A 16566-nucleotide genomic window follows, 5' to 3' on the forward strand; every position below is an offset into this window, starting at 1 on the left:
CGGATGCTCGCCCTTCTGCACACCTCGCCCGCCCACGTCCCGGTCTTCGACGCCCTGCGCGACGAGGACCACCCGGACCTGGAACTGCTTCACCTGGTCGACGAGAGCCTGCTGGCCCGGGCACGTGAACACGGCCCCGAGGCGGTCGCGGCCGACGTGCGATCCGCACTCGCCCGCGCCACCGCCGACGGCGCCAGGGCGGTGCTCTGCACCTGCTCGACCATCGGCGAGGTCGCCGAGCGGGCCGCCCCGGCCGTCGGTGTGCCCGTCCTGCGCGTCGACCGCCCCATGGCCGCCGCCGCGGTGGCCGCCGGGGAGCGGATCGTCGTCCTGGCGACCGTGGAGAGCACCTTCGGCCCGACGGCCGCCCTGATCGAGCGGGAGGCCGCCGGCTCCGGCCGCTCCGTCACCGTCCGCACCCTCCTGGCCGACGGCGCCTGGTCCCACTTCGCGGCGGGCGACACCGAGGCGTACGCCCGCCGGATCGCCGTCGTCGCCGACGCGGTCACCGACGCCGACGCGATCGTCCTCGCCCAGGGCTCCATGACCCCCGCCCAGGCCCTGACGACCACCTCGATCCCGGTCCTGTCCAGCCCCCGTACGGGCCTTGCGGCGGCCGTCGTCCGGGCGAGTGCCCGGGGCACCACCGGGTACGCGGGGGAGTAGTCCAGAGCCCAGCCCACCGGCCGGAGGACACCATGACCCACCCCGACCCCGGAACCCCCGACCCATACCCCACTCCGGTACCACCCCCCACTCCCGTGCCACCCCCCGACCCCCCGCCGACCCCGAAGCCACCCCCACCCGTCCCGGACCCGACCCCCGTCCCGGAGCCGGGCCCACCCCTCAGCTGACGACGAGAACAACGCCCTGAAGGGGCGCGGGGCAGCAGCGATATGCGGCTCCGCCGCGCGGGCGCGAACAACCCCCCACGCACCCGCACCCGCGCCCCTACGGAACCACCCCACCCACTAGGCGCTACGCACCCACTTCGGACCGATCCCCGCCCCACAGCGTGTGGAACGCCCCCTCGCGGTCCACCCGCCGGTACGTGTGCGCACCGAAGAAGTCCCGCTGCCCCTGCGTAAGCGCCGCAGGCAACCGCTCGGCGCGCAGCCCGTCGTAGTAGGCCAGAGCCGCGGAGAACCCGGGCGTCGGCACCCCCTGCCGGGTCGCGGCGACGATCACCTCACGCCAGTCGTCCTGCGCTGCGGCGATCTCGCGGGCGAACGTCTCGTCCGACAGCAGGCTCGGCAGGTCCGCCCGGCCGTCGTACGCCGCGCGGATCCGGTCGAGGAACGCCGCGCGGATGATGCAGCCGCCGCGCCAGATCGCGGAGACCGCGCCGAGGTCGATGTCCCAGCCGTACTCGTCGCTGCCCGCGGCGATCTCGTGGAAGCCCTGCGTGTACGACACGATCTTCGACGCGTACAGCGCCTGCTCGACGCGGTCGGCGAAGGCCCCCGCCTCCGCCTCGCTCAGCGGGGACGCCGTGGGTCCGGCGAGCCCGCGGGACGCGTCCCGCAGCGCCGCGTGGCCGGACAGCGAGCGGGCGAACACCGCCTCCGCGATGCCGGACACCGGCACGCCCAGGTCGAGGGCGATCTGGACCGTCCAGCGGCCCGTGCCCTTCTGCTCCGCCTGGTCCACGACCACGTCCACGAACGGCTTCCCGGTCGCCGCGTCCACGTGGGACAGGACCTCCGCCGTGATCTCGATCAGGTAGGAGTCGAGCCGGCCGGTGTTCCAGGTCCGGAAGATGTCCGCGATCTGCGCCGGCGTGTACCCGGCGACGTCCCGCAGCAGCTGGTACGCCTCGCCGATCAGCTGCATGTCGGCGTACTCGATGCCGTTGTGGACCATCTTCACGAAGTGACCGGCGCCGTCCGGGCCGACGTGCGTCACGCACGGCGCGCCGTCCGTGGCCTTCGCGGAGATCTTCTCCAGCATCGGGCCGAGAGAGTCGTACGACTCCTTCGGGCCGCCCGGCATGATGCTCGGGCCGTGCAGCGCGCCCTCCTCGCCGCCGGAGACGCCCATGCCGACGAAGTGGATGCCCTGCTCGCGCAGCGCCTTCTCCCGGCGCCGGGTGTCCGCGAAGTGCGCGTTGCCACCGTCGATGATCATGTCGCCGGCTTCGAGGAGCGGCGCGAACTCCTGGATCACCGCGTCCGTCGGCTCACCGGCCTTCACCATGATCACCAGACGGCGGGGACGCTCCAGCGCCGCGACGAAGTCCTTGGCGGTCTCGGCCGCCACGAACTCGCCCTCGTGCCCGAACTCCTCCACCAGGGCGTGCGTCCGCGCCGCGGTCCGGTTGTGCAGCGCGACCGCGTAGCCGTTGCGGGCGAAGTTGCGGGCCAGGTTGCGGCCCATGACCGCGAGGCCTGTCACGCCGATCTGGGCTGAAGTGCTCATAGGGGTTGGCTCCTAGGGGTGGTGCCCGTCGTTCTTCTTCCTGGGCCATCCTTGCGGGTTTTCCCCCGTTCGTGGGGAACCCGGGGCGGCCGATTGTGGTCTTGTCACGGCCTGTGAGCAGCCCGTAATTTTTGCCACTCCTGAAGCATGTCGAGGGGGACCCCATGGCCGTACGCGGTCGGCACCGCCGGTATCAGCCCAACAGGATCAACCGGGCCTCACTCACCGTCACGGCGGGCGGCGCCGGCATGGCGATACCGCTCATCGGAGCCGGGGTCGCGCAGGCGGCCGACGTGGACACCTGGAACAAGGTCGCCGCGTGCGAGTCCACCAACAACTGGCATGTCAACACCGGCAACGGCTACTACGGCGGCCTGCAGTTCACCCAGTCCACCTGGGAGGCGTACGGCGGCAAGCAGTACGCGGGGCGCGCCGACCTGGCCACCAAGGACCAGCAGATCGCCGTGGCCGAGAAGGTCCTCGAAGGTCAGGGGCCCGGCGCCTGGCCGGTGTGCTCGGGACAGGCGGGGCTGACCCGGGGCGGCGGCACCCCCGACATCCACCCGGCCGGCACGGCGACGAAGAAGGCGTCGGGTGAGTCGGCGGGCAGGTCCAGACAGACGGCGAAGACGTCGCTCAAGGACGTACAGCCCCAGAGCACCCCCCAGTCCCGCGCCGGCACCGCCGAGATGTACACCGTCGTCCGCGGCGACACCCTCTCCGAGATCGCCGACGAGCAGGACGTCAGGGGCGGCTGGCGGAAGCTGTACGCGGCCAACCGGAGCACCATAGGGGCCGACCCCGACCTGATCCTGCCCGGCCAGCGGCTGAAGACGAACGCCGCGGCCACCAAGCCCGGTAAGACTGGCAAGACTCAGTCGGCCCCCAAGACCGGCAAGACCACCAAGCCCCGGACCGCGAAGGACGACGACGGCAAGGAAGGCAAGACACGATCCGGCCATTCGCTCGTCGCGCCCGTCTCCGCCGCCACCGGCACGCCGTACCACGCGACGGGCTCCTCCTGGTCGAAGGGCTACCACACCGGCGTCGACTTCCCCGTGCCGACCGGCACCTCCGTGAAGGCGGTCGCGGCGGGCACGGTGGTCAGCGCGGGCTGGGGCGGGTCCTTCGGATACCAGGTGGTCGTCCGGCACTCCGACGGCCGCTACACGCAGTACGCCCACCTGTCGGCGATCTCCGTACGGGACGGCCAGTCGGTGGGCGGCGGACAGCGCATCGGCCGCTCGGGCTCCACCGGCAACAGCACGGGCCCGCATCTGCACTTCGAGGTGCGGACGGGGCCCGGCTTCGGGTCGGACGTCGACCCGGTGGCGTATCTGCGCGCCGGCGGCGTCAGGATTTGACGCGTACCCGTACCCGATGCCGGTTCACGACCGGCATCGGGATGTACGCCGCGCTGTAGAACGGTCCGGCGAGGATGACCGGAAGCTCCCCGGCCGCGGGGCCGGGCAGGGCCGGTACGGCGGCGGGCACGAAGGCGTCCCGGCCCTCGGCCGCCGCCACGACGTCCGCCGCCACCAGCGCCTCCGCCGCCGTCAGCCCGCCCCGGTCCACGCCGCCGGACGGCAACGCCTTCGCCGCCAGCGCCGTGAGCGCGTCCCGGCCGTCGGACGTGAGGGCTTCCGCCGCCGTGGTGCCGTCGGCCGCGAATGCGCCGGCCGCCGTCAGGGAACCGGCCGACGCGAACTCGGTGTCCCGCCCAGCGGCCGACGTGAACCTGGCCTCCCGGCCGCCGCCGGTCGCCGTGACCGTGAACTCGGTGTTGCGCCCATCGGCAGACGTGCGCGAGGCACCCCGGCCGGCGTCCACCGTCACCTCGTCGTCCGGTGCCGCGACCCGTCGCATCGCCGGGAGCCGCACCCCGGCGCGGCCCGTACCCGTGATCTCGGCACCCGCCGCTGCAACCGCCGTAGCCTCCGCAGGCACCGCCGTCGGCGCCCCGGCCTCCGTGCCCGGCGTCGCCGTGGCCGTGCCGCCGTGCAGTCGTTCCGTGGTCAGCAGGATCAGTCCGCCCGCCGCCACCACACCGCAGCCCAGCGCGAGCATCGTGCCCGTCGAGCCGTAGCGGAACGTCTCGCCGAACATCGTCAGGCCGATCGCCGCCGCCACCACCGGGTTGACCACCGTCAGCGTGGCCAGCGGGGCCGCGAGGCCGGCGCCCTTGTAGGAGGCCTGGGAGAGCAGCACGCCCGCGACGGCGAAGACACCGATCGCCGCGAGGACCGGCAGGTCGGCCGCCGCGACCCCGCCCGTCCAGTCGACCGTCACGGTCTTGGTGAACACCGACGACATGCCGAAGGCTATGCCGGAGGCCGTCGCGAGCAGCACGCTGCGCACCGCCGGGTGCCGGTGAGCGGCCCGCCCGGCGACCATCAGCGCGACCACCGCGCCGCCGGTGACCACCGCGACACCGATCCGCTGCGCGGCGCTCAGGGACTGCGCGTCGGAGGCGCCGACCAGGGAGAGCAGACCGGCCAGGCCCACGGTCGCCATGATCGCGCCCCGCCAGGCGGTCGACCCGGCCTTGCGGCCGACGAACAGCGCCGCCATGGGCAGCGCGAACACGATGGTCAGCGCGCCCAGCGGCTGGACCAGACTCAGGGGGCCGTAGGCGAGCGCCACCACGTGCAGCAGGCCGCCCAGGCCGTTCAGCGCGATCGCCGCCCACCAGCTCGCCCGGCGCAGCGGCGCGTAGCTCTCGTCCGGGGAGGACACCGCCACCTGCTCCTGCACGATCGCCCCGCCGGCATACGCCACGGCGGACACGAACGACAGGACCACGGACAACGCGAGGGCGCTCATGAGCTGCTCCTCTGCGTGAGGCCAGGGCGCGGAACCCTGCGCGGCGAACGGTCGGCTCTCATAACCAACACGATGCCTTGTGAATCTGTTCCCGTCGTCGTACCTGAGCACCCAATGAGTCATACTGCCGATGGAGTACGAAAGGCCCACCCTCCTCCCTCAGAGGGGTGACCTCTCAGGGATCCGCCTGATCTCGGCGCCGGTTCCCCCTGGTACTACTGCACTTCGTGGACCTCGACCCCGATCTCGCCGCGCTGCGCCCCCTCGGCGGTTTCTTCCGCCTGCACGTCGTCGGAGACCCCACGAGAGACCCGCCGCGCCCGCTCCCCACACTCGCACACGTCTATGAACACCGGTCGTCGGATGTTTACGGAGATCCGCTGACTTTCCGTGTCCGCAAGGTGAACCGGGCGCTGCGGGCCCCCGAGGAGCGCATCGGGGCCTCCGTGGCCCAGCAGGGCCTCGCGGCCCGGCTCTGGTCGGCGGCGCTGGGCTGTGCCGCCCTGTACGGCCGGATCCCCGACCTCGATCCGCGGCTGCTGCTCTGGGACCCGGACGGCAGCGCCCCGGACGACCTGTGGCTCACCGAGGTGCGGTCCCTGCCCGGCGACGCCGCGAGCGTCGCGTCGGCCGTCCTGGACGGGCATCTGGAGCCCCTGTCGGCCGCCCTGCGCGCCCGTCACCCCGTCGCCCCGGGTCTGCTGCGCGGCAACGCCGCCTCCGCCCTGGCCGCGACCGCCCGCCAACTGGAGCTGTGGGCGCACGCCCACGACCGCCCCGACGCCGCCGCACGCGCGCGTGACCTCACCGCCGAACTCTTCGCGCACCCCCTCCTGACGGACACCGGCACCCGCACCCGGACGGCGGCAGGACCCGCCTTCCGGCGCCGCAGTTGCTGCCTCTACTATCGGGTGCCCGGAGGGGGTGTCTGTGGGGACTGTTGTTTCACACGACCCCCGCGCTCTTCCCCGAACGTCCCGTCTGGGTGACCATGAAAGGGACCGGCCGCTGACCATGGGGGGTTCCGGGTGCGTGTGGGACTGCTGACCCGGGAGTATCCCCCGGACGTCTACGGCGGTGCCGGTGTCCATGTCGAGTTCCTCGCCAAGGAGCTGCGGCGGCTCGTCGACCTCGACGTGCACTGCTGGGGCGAGGGCCGCAGCGACGGGGTACTCCGCCATCGCCCCTGGTCGGCCCTGGACGGCGCCAACGAGGCCCTGCGCACCTTCTCGGTGGACCTCGCCATGGCCGCCGCCCTGGAGGGCCGCGAACTCGTCCACTCCCACACCTGGTACGCCAACCTCGCCGGCCACCTCGCCAAGCAGCTGTACGGCGTCCCGCACGTCGTCACCGCGCACTCGCTGGAGCCCCTGCGCCCCTGGAAGGCCGAGCAACTCGGCGGTGGGTACGCCCTGTCGAGCTGGGCCGAGCGGACCGCGGTGGAGGCCGCCGACGCGGTGATCGCCGTATCGGCGGCGATGCGCGAGGACATCCTCACCACCTACCCGGCGCTCGCCCCGGACCGGGTGCACGTCGTGCACAACGGCATCGACACCAACCTGTACCGGCCCGACCACGGCACCGACGCCCTCGCTCGCGCCGGCGTCGACCCGGACCGCCCGTACGTGCTGTTCGTCGGCCGGATCACCCGCCAGAAGGGCGTGCCCCATCTGCTGCGCGCCGTCCGGGACATCGACCCGGCGGCCCAGGTCGTGCTGTGCGCGGGCGCCCCCGACACGCCGGAGATCGACAAGGAGTTCCGCGACCTCTTCGCGGACCTGAGCCGCGCCCGCGACGGCGTGCACTGGATCCCGACCATGCTGCCGCGCCCCGAGGTGATCCAGCTCCTCACGCACGCGGCCGTGTTCGTCTGTCCCTCGGTGTACGAACCCCTCGGCATCGTCAACCTGGAGGCGATGGCGTGCGGCACTCCCGTCGTGGCCTCCCGGGTCGGCGGCATCCCGGAGGTCGTCGAGGACGGAGTGACCGGCACCCTCGTGGACGTCGACGAGGACCACGGGGACCACACGGCCTTCGAGGCGGGACTGACCCGGGCGCTGGACGCGCTGCTCGGCGACCCGGAGGCCGCGCGCCGGATGGGTGAGGCCGGCCGGGTCCGCGCGCAGGGAGAGTTCGGCTGGGACGCGATCGCACGCCGTACGGTCCGGCTCTACGAGGAGATCGTCAAAAAGGCGTAGCGAGCCCCGCGGCGGGGCATCCATGGGTTCCATACAGGGTGAGGGGAGCGGCCATGCGTCGTGGCGGACCTTCGGTGCTCGGCATCGTACTCGCGGGCGGTGAGGGCAAACGTCTGATGCCACTCACCGCGGACCGCGCCAAACCAGCGGTCACGTTCGGCGGCACGTACCGGCTCGTGGACTTCGTTCTGTCCAATCTCGTCAACGCCGACATCCTGCGCATCTGTGTGCTGACGCAGTACAAGTCGCACTCGCTGGACCGGCACATCACCACCACCTGGCGGATGTCCAGTCTGCTCGGCAACTACGTCACGCCCGTCCCCGCCCAGCAGCGCCTCGGCAAACGCTGGTACCTGGGCAGCGCCGACGCCATCCTGCAGTCGCTGAACCTCATCTACGACGAACGGCCCGAGTACGTGGCCGTGTTCGGCGCCGACCACGTGTACCGCATGGACCCGCGCCAGATGCTCGCCCAGCACATCGACGGCGGCGCGGGCGTCACGGTGGCCGGGATCCGCGTCCCGCGCACCGAGTCCTCCGCCTTCGGGGTGATCACCCCGGGATCCGACGGACAGACGGTCGACAGCTTCCTGGAGAAGCCCACCGACCCGCCCGGCCTCCCGGACGACCCGGAGACCGTGTTCGCCTCGATGGGCAACTACATCTTCACCACCAAGGCCCTCATCGAGGCACTCCAGCGGGACGCCGAGGACGAGGACTCCGTGCACGACATGGGCGGATCGATTCTGCCGCAGCTCACCGCGCGCGGCGAGGCCCAGCTGTACGACTTCAAGGACAACCACGTCCCCGGCGAGACCACCCGCGACCAGGGCTACTGGCGGGACGTCGGCACGCTCGACGCCTACTACGACGCCCATATGGACCTGATCGCCGAGCGCCCGGCCTTCAACCTGTTCAACCGCAGCTGGCCCATCTACACCCACGCCAACCAGCTCTCCCCGGCCCGCTTCAACTCCGGCGGCATGGCCAGCGAGTCGATCATCAGCGCGGGCTGTCTGATCCGCGGTCAGGTCACCCGGTCCGTGCTGTCCCCGGGCGTCGTGGTCGACCCGGGCGCGATGGTGCAGGGGGCGATCCTGCACGACAACGTGCGCATCGGACGCGGCGCGGTGGTGCGCGGGGCGGTCCTGGACAAGAACGTCGAGGTCCCGCCGGGTGCGACCATCGGCGTGAATCCCGAAAGGGACGCGGAGCTGTACACCGTCTCCAGAGGCGGCGTGATCGCCCTGGGGAAGGGCCAGCGGGTGTCCTGAACTTAATCCCCTGTTAACTCAGCGTAGCGAGTTCGTACTTGACCGTAATCGCCGCAAGAGGGTTGACTGCTTCTCCACCCGTCGTCTTCCTCCATCGTCGCCGAGGAGAGGCAAGCCCTTGACCGCCGATCACCTGTTGGCACCTCTCGACCTGGCGTTCTGGAACATCGAGACCCCCCAGCACCCCATGCATCTCGGGGCGCTGGGTGTCTTCTCCGCGGACTCGCCCACCGCGGCCGCCCACGCGGCCGACCTGCTCGCCGCCCGCGCGGCGGCCGTCCCCGGACTGCGCATGCGGATCCGGGACGTGTGGCAGCCGCTCGCGTTCGGCAGCGCCGTGCGCGAGCCCGACCCCGGCTTCGACCCCCTGCACCACGTCTGTCTGCACGCCGCCACCGCCGATTTCCAGGCCGAGGCCGGCCGGCTGATGGGACGCCCGCTGGAGCGCGCCCGCCCGCCGTGGGAGGCCCATGTGCTGCCGGGCGAGGACGGCGTGTCCTTCGCCGTCCTCTTCAAGTTCCACCACGCCCTCGCCGACGGCCTGCGCGCCCTGACCCTGGCCGCGGCGATCCTCGACCCCATGGACCTGCCCGCGCGCCGCCCCCGCCCGGCGGAGCCCGCGCGCGGGCTCGTCCCCGACGTGCGCAGAATCCCCGGGCTGCTGCGCGGCGCCGTCTCCGACGTGGGGCGCGCCCTCGACATCGGCGCCTCCCTCGCCGTATCGACCCTGGGGGTACGCTCCAGCGCCGCGCTCGCCGCCGCACCCACCGGCACCCGCAGTACCGCCGGAGTGGTCCTCGACCTCGACGACGTGCACCGCGTCCGCAAGGTCGTCGGCGGCACCGTCAACGACGTCCTCATCGCGGTCGTGGCGGGCGCCCTGCGCCGCTGGCTGGACGAGCGCGGCGACGGCAGCGGGGGTGTGCGCCCGCGCGCGCTGATCCCCGTGTCCAAGCGCCGGCCGCGCACAGCCCACCCACAGGGCAACCGGCTCTCCGGGTACCTGATACGGCTTCCCGTCGACGACCCGGACCCGCTCGGCCGGCTCGCCCAGGTCCGCACCGCCATGGACCGCAACAAGGACGCCGGACCCGGCCGGGGCGCGGGGGCCGTCGCCCTGCTCGCCGACCACGTCCCGGCCCTCGGCCACCGGCTCGGCGGCCCGCTGGTGAGCCAGGCCGCCCGGCTCTGGTTCGACATCCTCGTCACCAGCGTGCCGCTGCCCGGCTTCGGTCTGAAACTCGGCGGCAACCCGGTCACCGAGGTGTTCCCCTACGCCCCGCTGGCCCGCGGCCAGTCCCTCGCGGTCGCCGTCTCGACCTACCGCGACCGCGTCCACTACGGGCTGGTCGCCGACGCCGAGGCCGTACCCGATCTCGACCGGTTCGCGCACGCCCTGACCGCCGAGGTGGAGACCCTCATCACTGCCTGCGGTTCCTGACCGGAACTGGTTTGGAGGAGGGGCCCGGCGCTCCGTAGAATTCCGCGTTCGAAAGCGGTCGCGGTCAGGAGCGCCGCTCGGCGACCAGGAACGGCAGCGCGATGACGGTGACAGAGGACGGCTCGGCGATCACGGAAGAGGTCGTGTACGGGCCCGGCATCGACCCCGAGCGGCTCGCCGTCTGCCTCGGAGTGCTCGAGGAACTCGACAAGCTCGAGGTCGACCACCCCGACGCGATCGCCGTGCGCCGGGCCACCGCCGGTGTCTACCGCACCGTGAAGCAGCGCCGCCGCCAGGAGCGCCGGGCCGCCAAGACCGCCCACGACAAGGCGGTCACCGAATCCACCGCGACCGGCTCCGCCCAGCGCATCGACGACGAGACCGAGGGCATCCTGCCGTCGTCGGTCACCGAGGAGGGCAGGATCGCGGGGGTACTCCGGCGGCCCCGCTCCTGCTACACCTGCAAGGCCCGGTACGTCGAGGTCGACTACTTCTACCACCAGCTCTGTCCGGACTGCGCCGCCGAGAACCGCGCCCGCCGCGACGCCCGCACCGACCTCACCGGCAGGCGCGCCCTGCTCACCGGCGGGCGGGCCAAGATCGGCATGTACATCGCGCTCAGACTGCTCCGCGACGGCGCGCACACCACCATCACCACCCGGTTCCCCAAGGACGCCATCCGCCGCTTCAAGGCCATGGACGACTCGGCCGACTGGATCCACCGCCTGGAGGTCGTCGGCATCGACCTGCGCGACCCCGCGCAGGCCGTCGCCCTCGCCGACCAGGTCGCCGAGGCGGGCCCGCTCGACATCCTGATCAACAACGCGACGCAGACCGTACGCCGGCTGCCCTCCGCCTACGCCGCCCTGGTCGCCGGCGAGAGCGCCCCGCTGCCCGCCGGCGAACTGCCCGCCCACCACGTCATCGGCGCGTTCGGCTCCGGCGCGGTCGACGGCCTCGCCGCGCTGCCCCTCGGGTCCAGCGCCCTGGACGCGCAGCAGGTCGCCGACCTCGCCCTGGTCGCGGGCAACGCCAGTGTCGCCCGGCATCTCGACGGCACCGCCATCGACGCGGGCGGTCTGGTCCCCGACGTCGTCGACACCAACACCTGGGTGCAGACCATCGAGCAGATCTCCCCGGTGGAGCTCCTCGAGACCCAGCTGTGCAACTACACGGCGCCGTTCATCCTGATCAGCAAGCTCCGGCCGGCCATGGCGCTCGCCGCCCGCCAGACGGCGAGCGGGCGCGCGTACATCGTGAACGTCTCGGCGATGGAGGGCGTCTTCGGCCGTGGCTACAAGGGCGCCGGGCATCCGAACACCAACGCCGCGAAGGCCGCGATGAACATGGTCACGCGGACCAGTGCGCAGGAGATGTTCCAGACCGACGGCATCCTGATGACCTCGGTCGACACCGGGTGGATCACGGACGAGCGGCCGCACCACGACAAGCTGCGGCTCGCGGAGGAGGGGTTCCACGCGCCGCTCGATCTTGTGGACGGGGCGGCTCGGGTCTATGACCCTGTGGTGCGGGGGGAGGCGGGGGAGGACCTGTACGGGGTCTTCCTGAAGGACTACGCGCCGGGTAAGTGGTAGCGACTAGGGGGTTGTGCGTGCCCGGCGTACGCTCGTACCGCCGTCCACCAGCAGATCCGCCCCTGTGATCCACCCCGCGGCGTCCGAGCACAACCACAGCACCGCCTGCGCCACGTCCTCCGGCTCGCCGATCCGGCCCAGCGGCAGGCCCGCCGCTATGTCCTTCTCTCCCGGCTCCCATACGAACCGGGCCATCTCCGTCCGTACCAGGCCGGGGGAGACCGAGTTGACGCGTACCCCCGGGCCGAGCTCGCCGGCGAGCTGCTGGGTGAGGTGCAGGAGGGCCGCCTTGCTGGTGCCGTAAGCCCCGACGCCAGGGCCCACATGCCCCGCGCCCTCCGTGCAGATGTTGACCACCGAACCACCGTGCTCGCGCATCCAGCCGTGCCAGGCGTGCTGCGTCAGCCGTAGCGGCGCCTCGACGTTGACGGTGAACGCGTCGCGCCACACCAACGCGTCCGCGTCCATCAGCGTGCCGTAGGGCTGGTTCGTCGCCGCGTTGTTGACCAGGATGTCGAGCCGTCCGAAGGCCGACAGGCACAGATCGGTCAGCTCCCGCAGATGGTCTGTGTCCGCGACGCTCCCGGCCAGGCCGACCCCGTCCAGCTCGGCGGCGGTCCGTCGCACCTCGTCGGCGTCCCGCGCGCTCACGCACACCCGGGCGCCCGCGTCGGCGAGCGCCCGCGCCACCGCCCGTCCGATGCCCCGGGTCGCGCCCGTGACGACGGCGGCCCGGCCGCGCAGATCTCCGTACGACGACGTCATCGGCGTACGGTCTCACGGCGGTCTCTCAATCGACAGCCCCGAGACGGGAGTTGCGCTCGGCGACCAGTTCCAGCACCGTCCGCCAGTCCTCCAGCACGCCCGCGTCGAAGCCCGGGGTCAGACCGTCCTCGTCGGCCTGGCGCAGGCTGACCAGGTCGTCGTCGGCCGGAGTGCCGAGCGTGCCGCGCCACGGGTGCAGACCGAGGAGCCGGGCGACCCGGCGGCCGAGCAGGGGCCGTACGGCGTCGGCGACGCGCTCGGCACGGCCGTCCGGGTCGGCGGGGCGCAGGAGGTGGCCGATCGGGTGGACCAGCCCGGTCAGCTGGAGTTCCTTGTCCGCGGGGCGACTTCGGCGCAGCAGTGCGGCCGTCCGCAGCGCGTGGTCGTGCAGGTCGACCCCGGGGGCCGAACCGCCCGGAGTGTCCCGTACGCCCCGGCAGGCGTACAGCAGGTCCATCAGCTCCTCGACGCTGCGCAGCTCCATGCGTCAGTCCTCCTGCGAGACAGCCGTTCGATACGTCAGCAGATCATGGCGTGCTTGCGACCGGGCGAACGGGACTTGAACTGCGCGACATACGCCGGATGGGTGAACCTGAGCGGTGCATAAACGCGGAAAAGGGTTCAATTCACCAGTAGGGACAAGCGGGTGAGTTGCCATGGTTGTCCCAAAATCGCGGCGCTATCGAGCAGTGCCCCGCTCATTTGGTTAATGTGTATCGGACGGACAGCAGGACGGAGTGCCACCCACACCCACCGTCCGTCTGGGACAAGCCGGTTCACAACGGCCAGCTCTCCTCGAAGTCATCGGCACCACAGCGTCGCCACCGACTTCAGCCATACCCCAGGGAGCGTTTAGCGCCGGACCGCAGAGTGACCGGCCCGCCCCGAGGGTGACCCGACACATAAGGAGTGCGCGGTGACACCGGAGAAGACAGATCGCGAACCACGCCCCAAGGAACGCACGGAGCGTGCCGGCCGACGGCCCGGCGAGATCGGAAGCCTCGACGTGTGGGCCCGGTCCGCCCCCATCCGCCTCGCGGGCTACGAGGACGACCTCGCCGAGCCCCACATCCTGCCCAGCGTGGACTGAGCCCACCGGCAGACCCCTCGCGATTGCCTCAGGTATGGGCGTGCGTCCGCACCACATCGGCCACGCCCATGCCCAGCACCTCCGGTTCGGTCCAGCGGATCAGTCCAGCGGCGCTGTCCGCCGCCACGGCCGCAGGTTCTCCAACTGCCCCGCCAGTCGCAGCAGTTCCGCCTCGGAGCCGGGCCGGCCCACCAGCTGTACGGCGGTCGGCTCGCCGGACGGCAGTTCACCGAACGGCACGGCCATCGCCGGCCAGCCGGTCAGGTTCCACGGCGGGGTCAGCGGCGAGTAGTTGGTGTTCACCAGGACATTGCGCAGCCAGCCCCGCTCGTGCCACGGCTCCGACCGCGGCGAGCGCCGCGCCAGCGCCGGTGTGAGCAGCACGTCGTACTCCTCGAAGAACGGCTCCAGTGTCCGGCGCAGCTCCTCCCGCGCCGAGCCGGTACGCACCGTGTTCAGGAAGCGCCGGCCGATCGCCGCGTGCACCCGGGTCCGCCTGGTCAGCAGGCGCGGGTCGAGAGGCGCGGCGTCCACGGCGGTGCCCGCCGTCCAGTGCGCGAGCGAGGTGACGCCCAGTGACAGCGGGTACGGCGGGTCGGCCCGGCGTACCAGGTGCCCCGCCCGCATCAGGACTCCCGCCGCGTCCCGGGCGGCCCCGGCGTACGGAGCGCTCACGGTGACACCGGCCAGCGGGCTCCGTACCGAGACGGCGACGCGCAGCGCCTCGGGCTCCGCGGCGCCTTCGACCTTCGCGTCGGCCAGGACCGACAGCATCAGCCGCGCGTCCGCCACGGTCGTCGCCAGCGGACCGTTCTCCGACATGCCGAACCAGTCGCCGTCGCCGATGCCCGCCGGAACCACCCCGTGGCCCGGCTTGATCGTCACCAGGCCGCAGTTGGCCGCCGGTATGCGCAGCGAGCCCATCCCGTCGTTGCCGAGCGCGATCGGCACCATCCCGGCGGCGACCGCCGCGGCGCTGCCGCCGGACGAGCCGCCCGCCGTGCGCGAGGTGTCCCACGGATTGCGGGCACTGCCGTGCACGCCCTCCGTGGTGCCGAAGACACACAGCTCCGGCACGTTCGTCAGCCCCACGACCACCGCGCCCGCCGCCCGCAGCCGGGCCACCGTGACATGGTCGGCCGAGGCCGGCCGGTCCGGGGTCGCGGCCGAGCCGACCCGCGTGGACTCGCCCCGCACCGCCAGGTTGTCCTTCACCGCCACCGGCACCCCGGCCAGCGGCAGTTCGGCCAGATCGTCCCGGGCCGCCACCTCGTCCGCCTCCGCGAGCGCCGCCCGTGCCCGTACGGCCCGGAACGCGCCGATCCGTCCGTCAAGGCGTTCGATCCGCGCGAGATGCTCTGCCACCACCTCACGCGGCGTGACCTGCTTCTCCCGCACGGCGGCGGCGATCTCGACGGCGGTCCGGCCGGTCCAGACGGTCACGGCAGCTCCCTCTGTGTGCATGCGCTACTGGCGAGTACGTGCGTTTCGTAGGGAGAACTGTGCCCCGCCGGGCGCCTCGCGTCGAGAGGCGGCTACGGGCTGCGGACCGCGCCCGCCAGCCGGGTCGGCGGCAGATACTCCCTTACGTAGGTCCGCTCCCAGCACGCCCCCGTCTCGCGCAGTTCCCGCCAGGTGGTGAAGCGGTAGCGGAAGAGGCGGGCGCGGATGTAGCGGGGTGGCTCACCCGGCGGGAAGGGGGAGCGGCGCAGCAGCCTCAGCGTGTCGCGGTCGTCCGCCAGCAGCCGCTCCACCAGCGCCCCGAACCACGGGCCGGCGTACGCCGGGGAGAGCGCCGCGAACCACATCATCCAGTCCAGACGCAGATGGTAGGGCGCGAACTGGCGCGGCCAGCGCCGGGGGTCGCCCGGCTTGCCCCGGAACTCGTACTCCCGCCATTCGGAGTCCTCGCGCGGTACGTCGTCCGAGGTGCCCTCGACCACCACCTCGTAGCGGATCCGGCTCACGCTGCCGAACGCGCCGTAGGTGTTGACCAGGTGCAGCGGGTCGAAGGAGCGGTTCATGACCTGGCGGCGGGAGAGCATGTTGACCACCGGGCGGTGGCTGAGGAAGACCAGCAGGGCCGCCGCCGTCAGGACCACGACCTCGTACCAGACGGGCGCGGCGGGCCCGGACCGGTGGCCGGAGGGAATCTCCAGGGCGGACACGGCCAGCACCACCGTGATCCAGTTCAGCCAGGAGAAGTTGCCGGAAAGGATCAGCCACAGCTGGGTCAGGATCATCAGCGAGGCCGCCGCCGTCGCCACCGGCTGCGGGGTGAACAGAAGGAAGGGCACCACCAGCTGGGTGATGTGGTTGGCCGCCGCCTCCACCCGGTGCAGCGTCTTCGGCAGCCGGTGGAAGAACCAGCTCAGCGGGCCGGGCATCGGCTGGGTCTCGTGGTGGTGGTAGAGACAGGTGAGCTTTCGCCAGCACTCGTCGCCGCGCATCTTGATCAGGCCCGCCCCGAACTCCACCCGGAACAGGATCCAGCGGGCGAGGAAGAGCACCACGACGGGCGGGGCCACCTCGTCGTTGCCGAGGAACACCGCGAGGAACCCGGTCTCCAGGAGCAGGGACTCCCAGCCGAACGAGTACCAGGTCTGGCCCACGTTCACCATCGACAGGTACAGCGCCCACGGCACCAGCCACAGCAGCATCGCCGCCCACAGCGGCAGCAGACCGTCCACCCCCGCGAGGAGCGCCGCCGACACCGCGGCCCCCGTCCAGGCGCAGCCCGCGAACAGCCGGTCCGAGTAGCGCCACTGGAACAGGCTCGGCGCGGCCCGGAACGGCACCCGCTCGACGAAGCGGGGCACCGGCAGCATGCCGCGCTCACCCAGCAGCGCGCGGAACTGCAGGGCCGCCGTCAGGAACGCGACCAGGTAGACCCCGGCCAGGGCCCGCTGGAAGACCAGCCGGCTCAGCCAGTACCCGGGTGCGGTGAACCAGTCCATGTCTG

At 72.3% G+C, this 16566-nt stretch carries 14 protein-coding genes; 8 read left to right on the forward strand and 6 right to left on the reverse strand.

Annotated features, from left to right (window positions below):
* The first annotated feature begins 3 nt into the window (after positions 1 to 3).
* Positions 4 to 666 carry an aspartate/glutamate racemase family protein gene (locus ACFPIH_RS38540; protein WP_381182601.1) on the forward strand — a complete coding sequence of 221 codons (663 nt, stop codon included), beginning with the start codon at positions 4 to 6 and terminating at the stop codon, positions 664 to 666.
* A gap of 312 nt (positions 667 to 978) precedes the next feature.
* Here the strand turns inward: ACFPIH_RS38540 and gndA are convergent, their stop codons facing one another.
* A complete protein-coding gene (gene gndA, locus ACFPIH_RS38545; RefSeq protein ID WP_381182603.1) occupies positions 979 to 2418 on the reverse strand; it encodes an NADP-dependent phosphogluconate dehydrogenase in 1440 nt (479 codons plus the stop codon).
* A gap of 164 nt (positions 2419 to 2582) precedes the next feature.
* On the opposite strand from gndA, the gene ACFPIH_RS38550 reads away from it, so the two are divergent.
* The gene (locus ACFPIH_RS38550; RefSeq protein ID WP_381182604.1) at positions 2583 to 3782 is read left to right on the forward strand and encodes a transglycosylase family protein; all 1200 of its coding nucleotides are present in this window, start codon (positions 2583 to 2585) and stop codon (positions 3780 to 3782) included.
* Here the strand turns inward: ACFPIH_RS38550 and ACFPIH_RS38555 are convergent.
* The gene (locus ACFPIH_RS38555; protein ID WP_381182606.1) at positions 3772 to 5241 is read right to left on the reverse strand and encodes a DMT family transporter; all 1470 of its coding nucleotides are present in this window, start codon (positions 5239 to 5241) and stop codon (positions 3772 to 3774) included. The two genes, ACFPIH_RS38550 and ACFPIH_RS38555, sit on opposite strands and share 11 nt — an antisense overlap.
* Before the next feature lie 227 nt (positions 5242 to 5468).
* Here ACFPIH_RS38555 and ACFPIH_RS38560 point away from each other — a divergent pair, with 227 nt between their 5' ends.
* From ACFPIH_RS38560 to ACFPIH_RS38580, 5 genes are all read left to right on the forward strand, one after another.
* On the forward strand, positions 5469 to 6230 hold the full coding sequence (locus ACFPIH_RS38560; protein WP_381182608.1) for a (2Fe-2S)-binding protein: 762 nt from the start codon (positions 5469 to 5471) through the stop codon (positions 6228 to 6230).
* Between the two features lie 39 nt (positions 6231 to 6269).
* Positions 6270 to 7439, forward strand: coding sequence for a glycogen synthase (glgA, locus tag ACFPIH_RS38565; protein WP_381182610.1), 1170 nt, complete (start codon positions 6270 to 6272; stop codon positions 7437 to 7439).
* A gap of 53 nt (positions 7440 to 7492) precedes the next feature.
* A complete protein-coding gene (glgC, locus tag ACFPIH_RS38570) occupies positions 7493 to 8713 on the forward strand; it encodes a glucose-1-phosphate adenylyltransferase (protein ID WP_381182612.1) in 1221 nt (406 codons plus the stop codon).
* Between the two features lie 118 nt (positions 8714 to 8831).
* Positions 8832 to 10154: a wax ester/triacylglycerol synthase family O-acyltransferase gene (locus tag ACFPIH_RS38575; RefSeq protein WP_381182614.1), complete on the forward strand. Its 1323-nt coding sequence runs from the start codon at positions 8832 to 8834 to the stop codon at positions 10152 to 10154.
* A gap of 101 nt (positions 10155 to 10255) precedes the next feature.
* Positions 10256 to 11749, forward strand: a complete 1494-nt coding sequence (locus tag ACFPIH_RS38580; RefSeq protein WP_381182616.1) for an SDR family NAD(P)-dependent oxidoreductase — start codon at positions 10256 to 10258, stop codon at positions 11747 to 11749.
* 3 nt (positions 11750 to 11752) lie between these two features.
* Here the strand turns inward: ACFPIH_RS38580 and ACFPIH_RS38585 are convergent, their stop codons facing one another.
* Together ACFPIH_RS38585 and ACFPIH_RS38590 are read right to left on the reverse strand one after the other, a co-directional pair.
* Entirely contained in the window at positions 11753 to 12514 is a 762-nt protein-coding gene (locus ACFPIH_RS38585) for an SDR family oxidoreductase (protein WP_381182618.1), read from the reverse strand.
* 25 nt (positions 12515 to 12539) lie between these two features.
* Complete coding sequence (locus ACFPIH_RS38590) at positions 12540 to 12998, reverse strand: hypothetical protein (protein ID WP_381182620.1); 459 nt, start codon at positions 12996 to 12998, stop codon at positions 12540 to 12542.
* Between the two features lie 432 nt (positions 12999 to 13430).
* Between ACFPIH_RS38590 and ACFPIH_RS38595 the strand changes: the two genes are divergently transcribed.
* The gene (locus ACFPIH_RS38595) at positions 13431 to 13604 is read left to right on the forward strand and encodes a hypothetical protein (protein WP_381182622.1); all 174 of its coding nucleotides are present in this window, start codon (positions 13431 to 13433) and stop codon (positions 13602 to 13604) included.
* 99 nt (positions 13605 to 13703) lie between these two features.
* Here ACFPIH_RS38595 and ACFPIH_RS38600 read toward each other — a convergent pair whose 3' ends face one another.
* Positions 13704 to 15047 (reverse strand): amidase, encoded by a 1344-nt coding sequence (locus tag ACFPIH_RS38600; protein ID WP_381182624.1) that lies wholly within the window; start codon positions 15045 to 15047, stop codon positions 13704 to 13706.
* A gap of 92 nt (positions 15048 to 15139) precedes the next feature.
* Complete coding sequence (locus ACFPIH_RS38605; protein ID WP_381182626.1) at positions 15140 to 16561, reverse strand: lipase maturation factor family protein; 1422 nt, start codon at positions 16559 to 16561, stop codon at positions 15140 to 15142.
* Positions 16562 to 16566 lie beyond the last annotated feature (5 nt).

It is taken from the genome of Streptomyces vulcanius (genome assembly GCF_042653945.1).
Classification (GTDB): domain Bacteria; phylum Actinomycetota; class Actinomycetes; order Streptomycetales; family Streptomycetaceae; genus Streptomyces; species Streptomyces mangrovi.

Bases quoted from the DNA above. Each gene is read 5' to 3' on its own strand.
- ACFPIH_RS38540 (WP_381182601.1), top strand. From the start codon at position 4: ATGCTCGCCCTTCTGCACACCTCGCCCGCCCACGTCCCGGTCTTCGAC.
- gndA (WP_381182603.1), bottom strand. From the start codon at position 2,418: ATGAGCACTTCAGCCCAGATCGGCGTGACAGGCCTCGCGGTCATGGGC.
- ACFPIH_RS38550 (WP_381182604.1), top strand. From the start codon at position 2,583: ATGGCCGTACGCGGTCGGCACCGCCGGTATCAGCCCAACAGGATCAAC.
- ACFPIH_RS38555 (WP_381182606.1), bottom strand. From the start codon at position 5,241: ATGAGCGCCCTCGCGTTGTCCGTGGTCCTGTCGTTCGTGTCCGCCGTG.
- glgC (WP_381182612.1), top strand. From the start codon at position 7,493: ATGCGTCGTGGCGGACCTTCGGTGCTCGGCATCGTACTCGCGGGCGGT.
- ACFPIH_RS38580 (WP_381182616.1), top strand. From the start codon at position 10,256: ATGACGGTGACAGAGGACGGCTCGGCGATCACGGAAGAGGTCGTGTAC.
- ACFPIH_RS38585 (WP_381182618.1), bottom strand. From the start codon at position 12,514: ATGACGTCGTCGTACGGAGATCTGCGCGGCCGGGCCGCCGTCGTCACG.
- ACFPIH_RS38590 (WP_381182620.1), bottom strand. From the start codon at position 12,998: ATGGAGCTGCGCAGCGTCGAGGAGCTGATGGACCTGCTGTACGCCTGC.
- ACFPIH_RS38605 (WP_381182626.1), bottom strand. From the start codon at position 16,561: ATGGACTGGTTCACCGCACCCGGGTACTGGCTGAGCCGGCTGGTCTTC.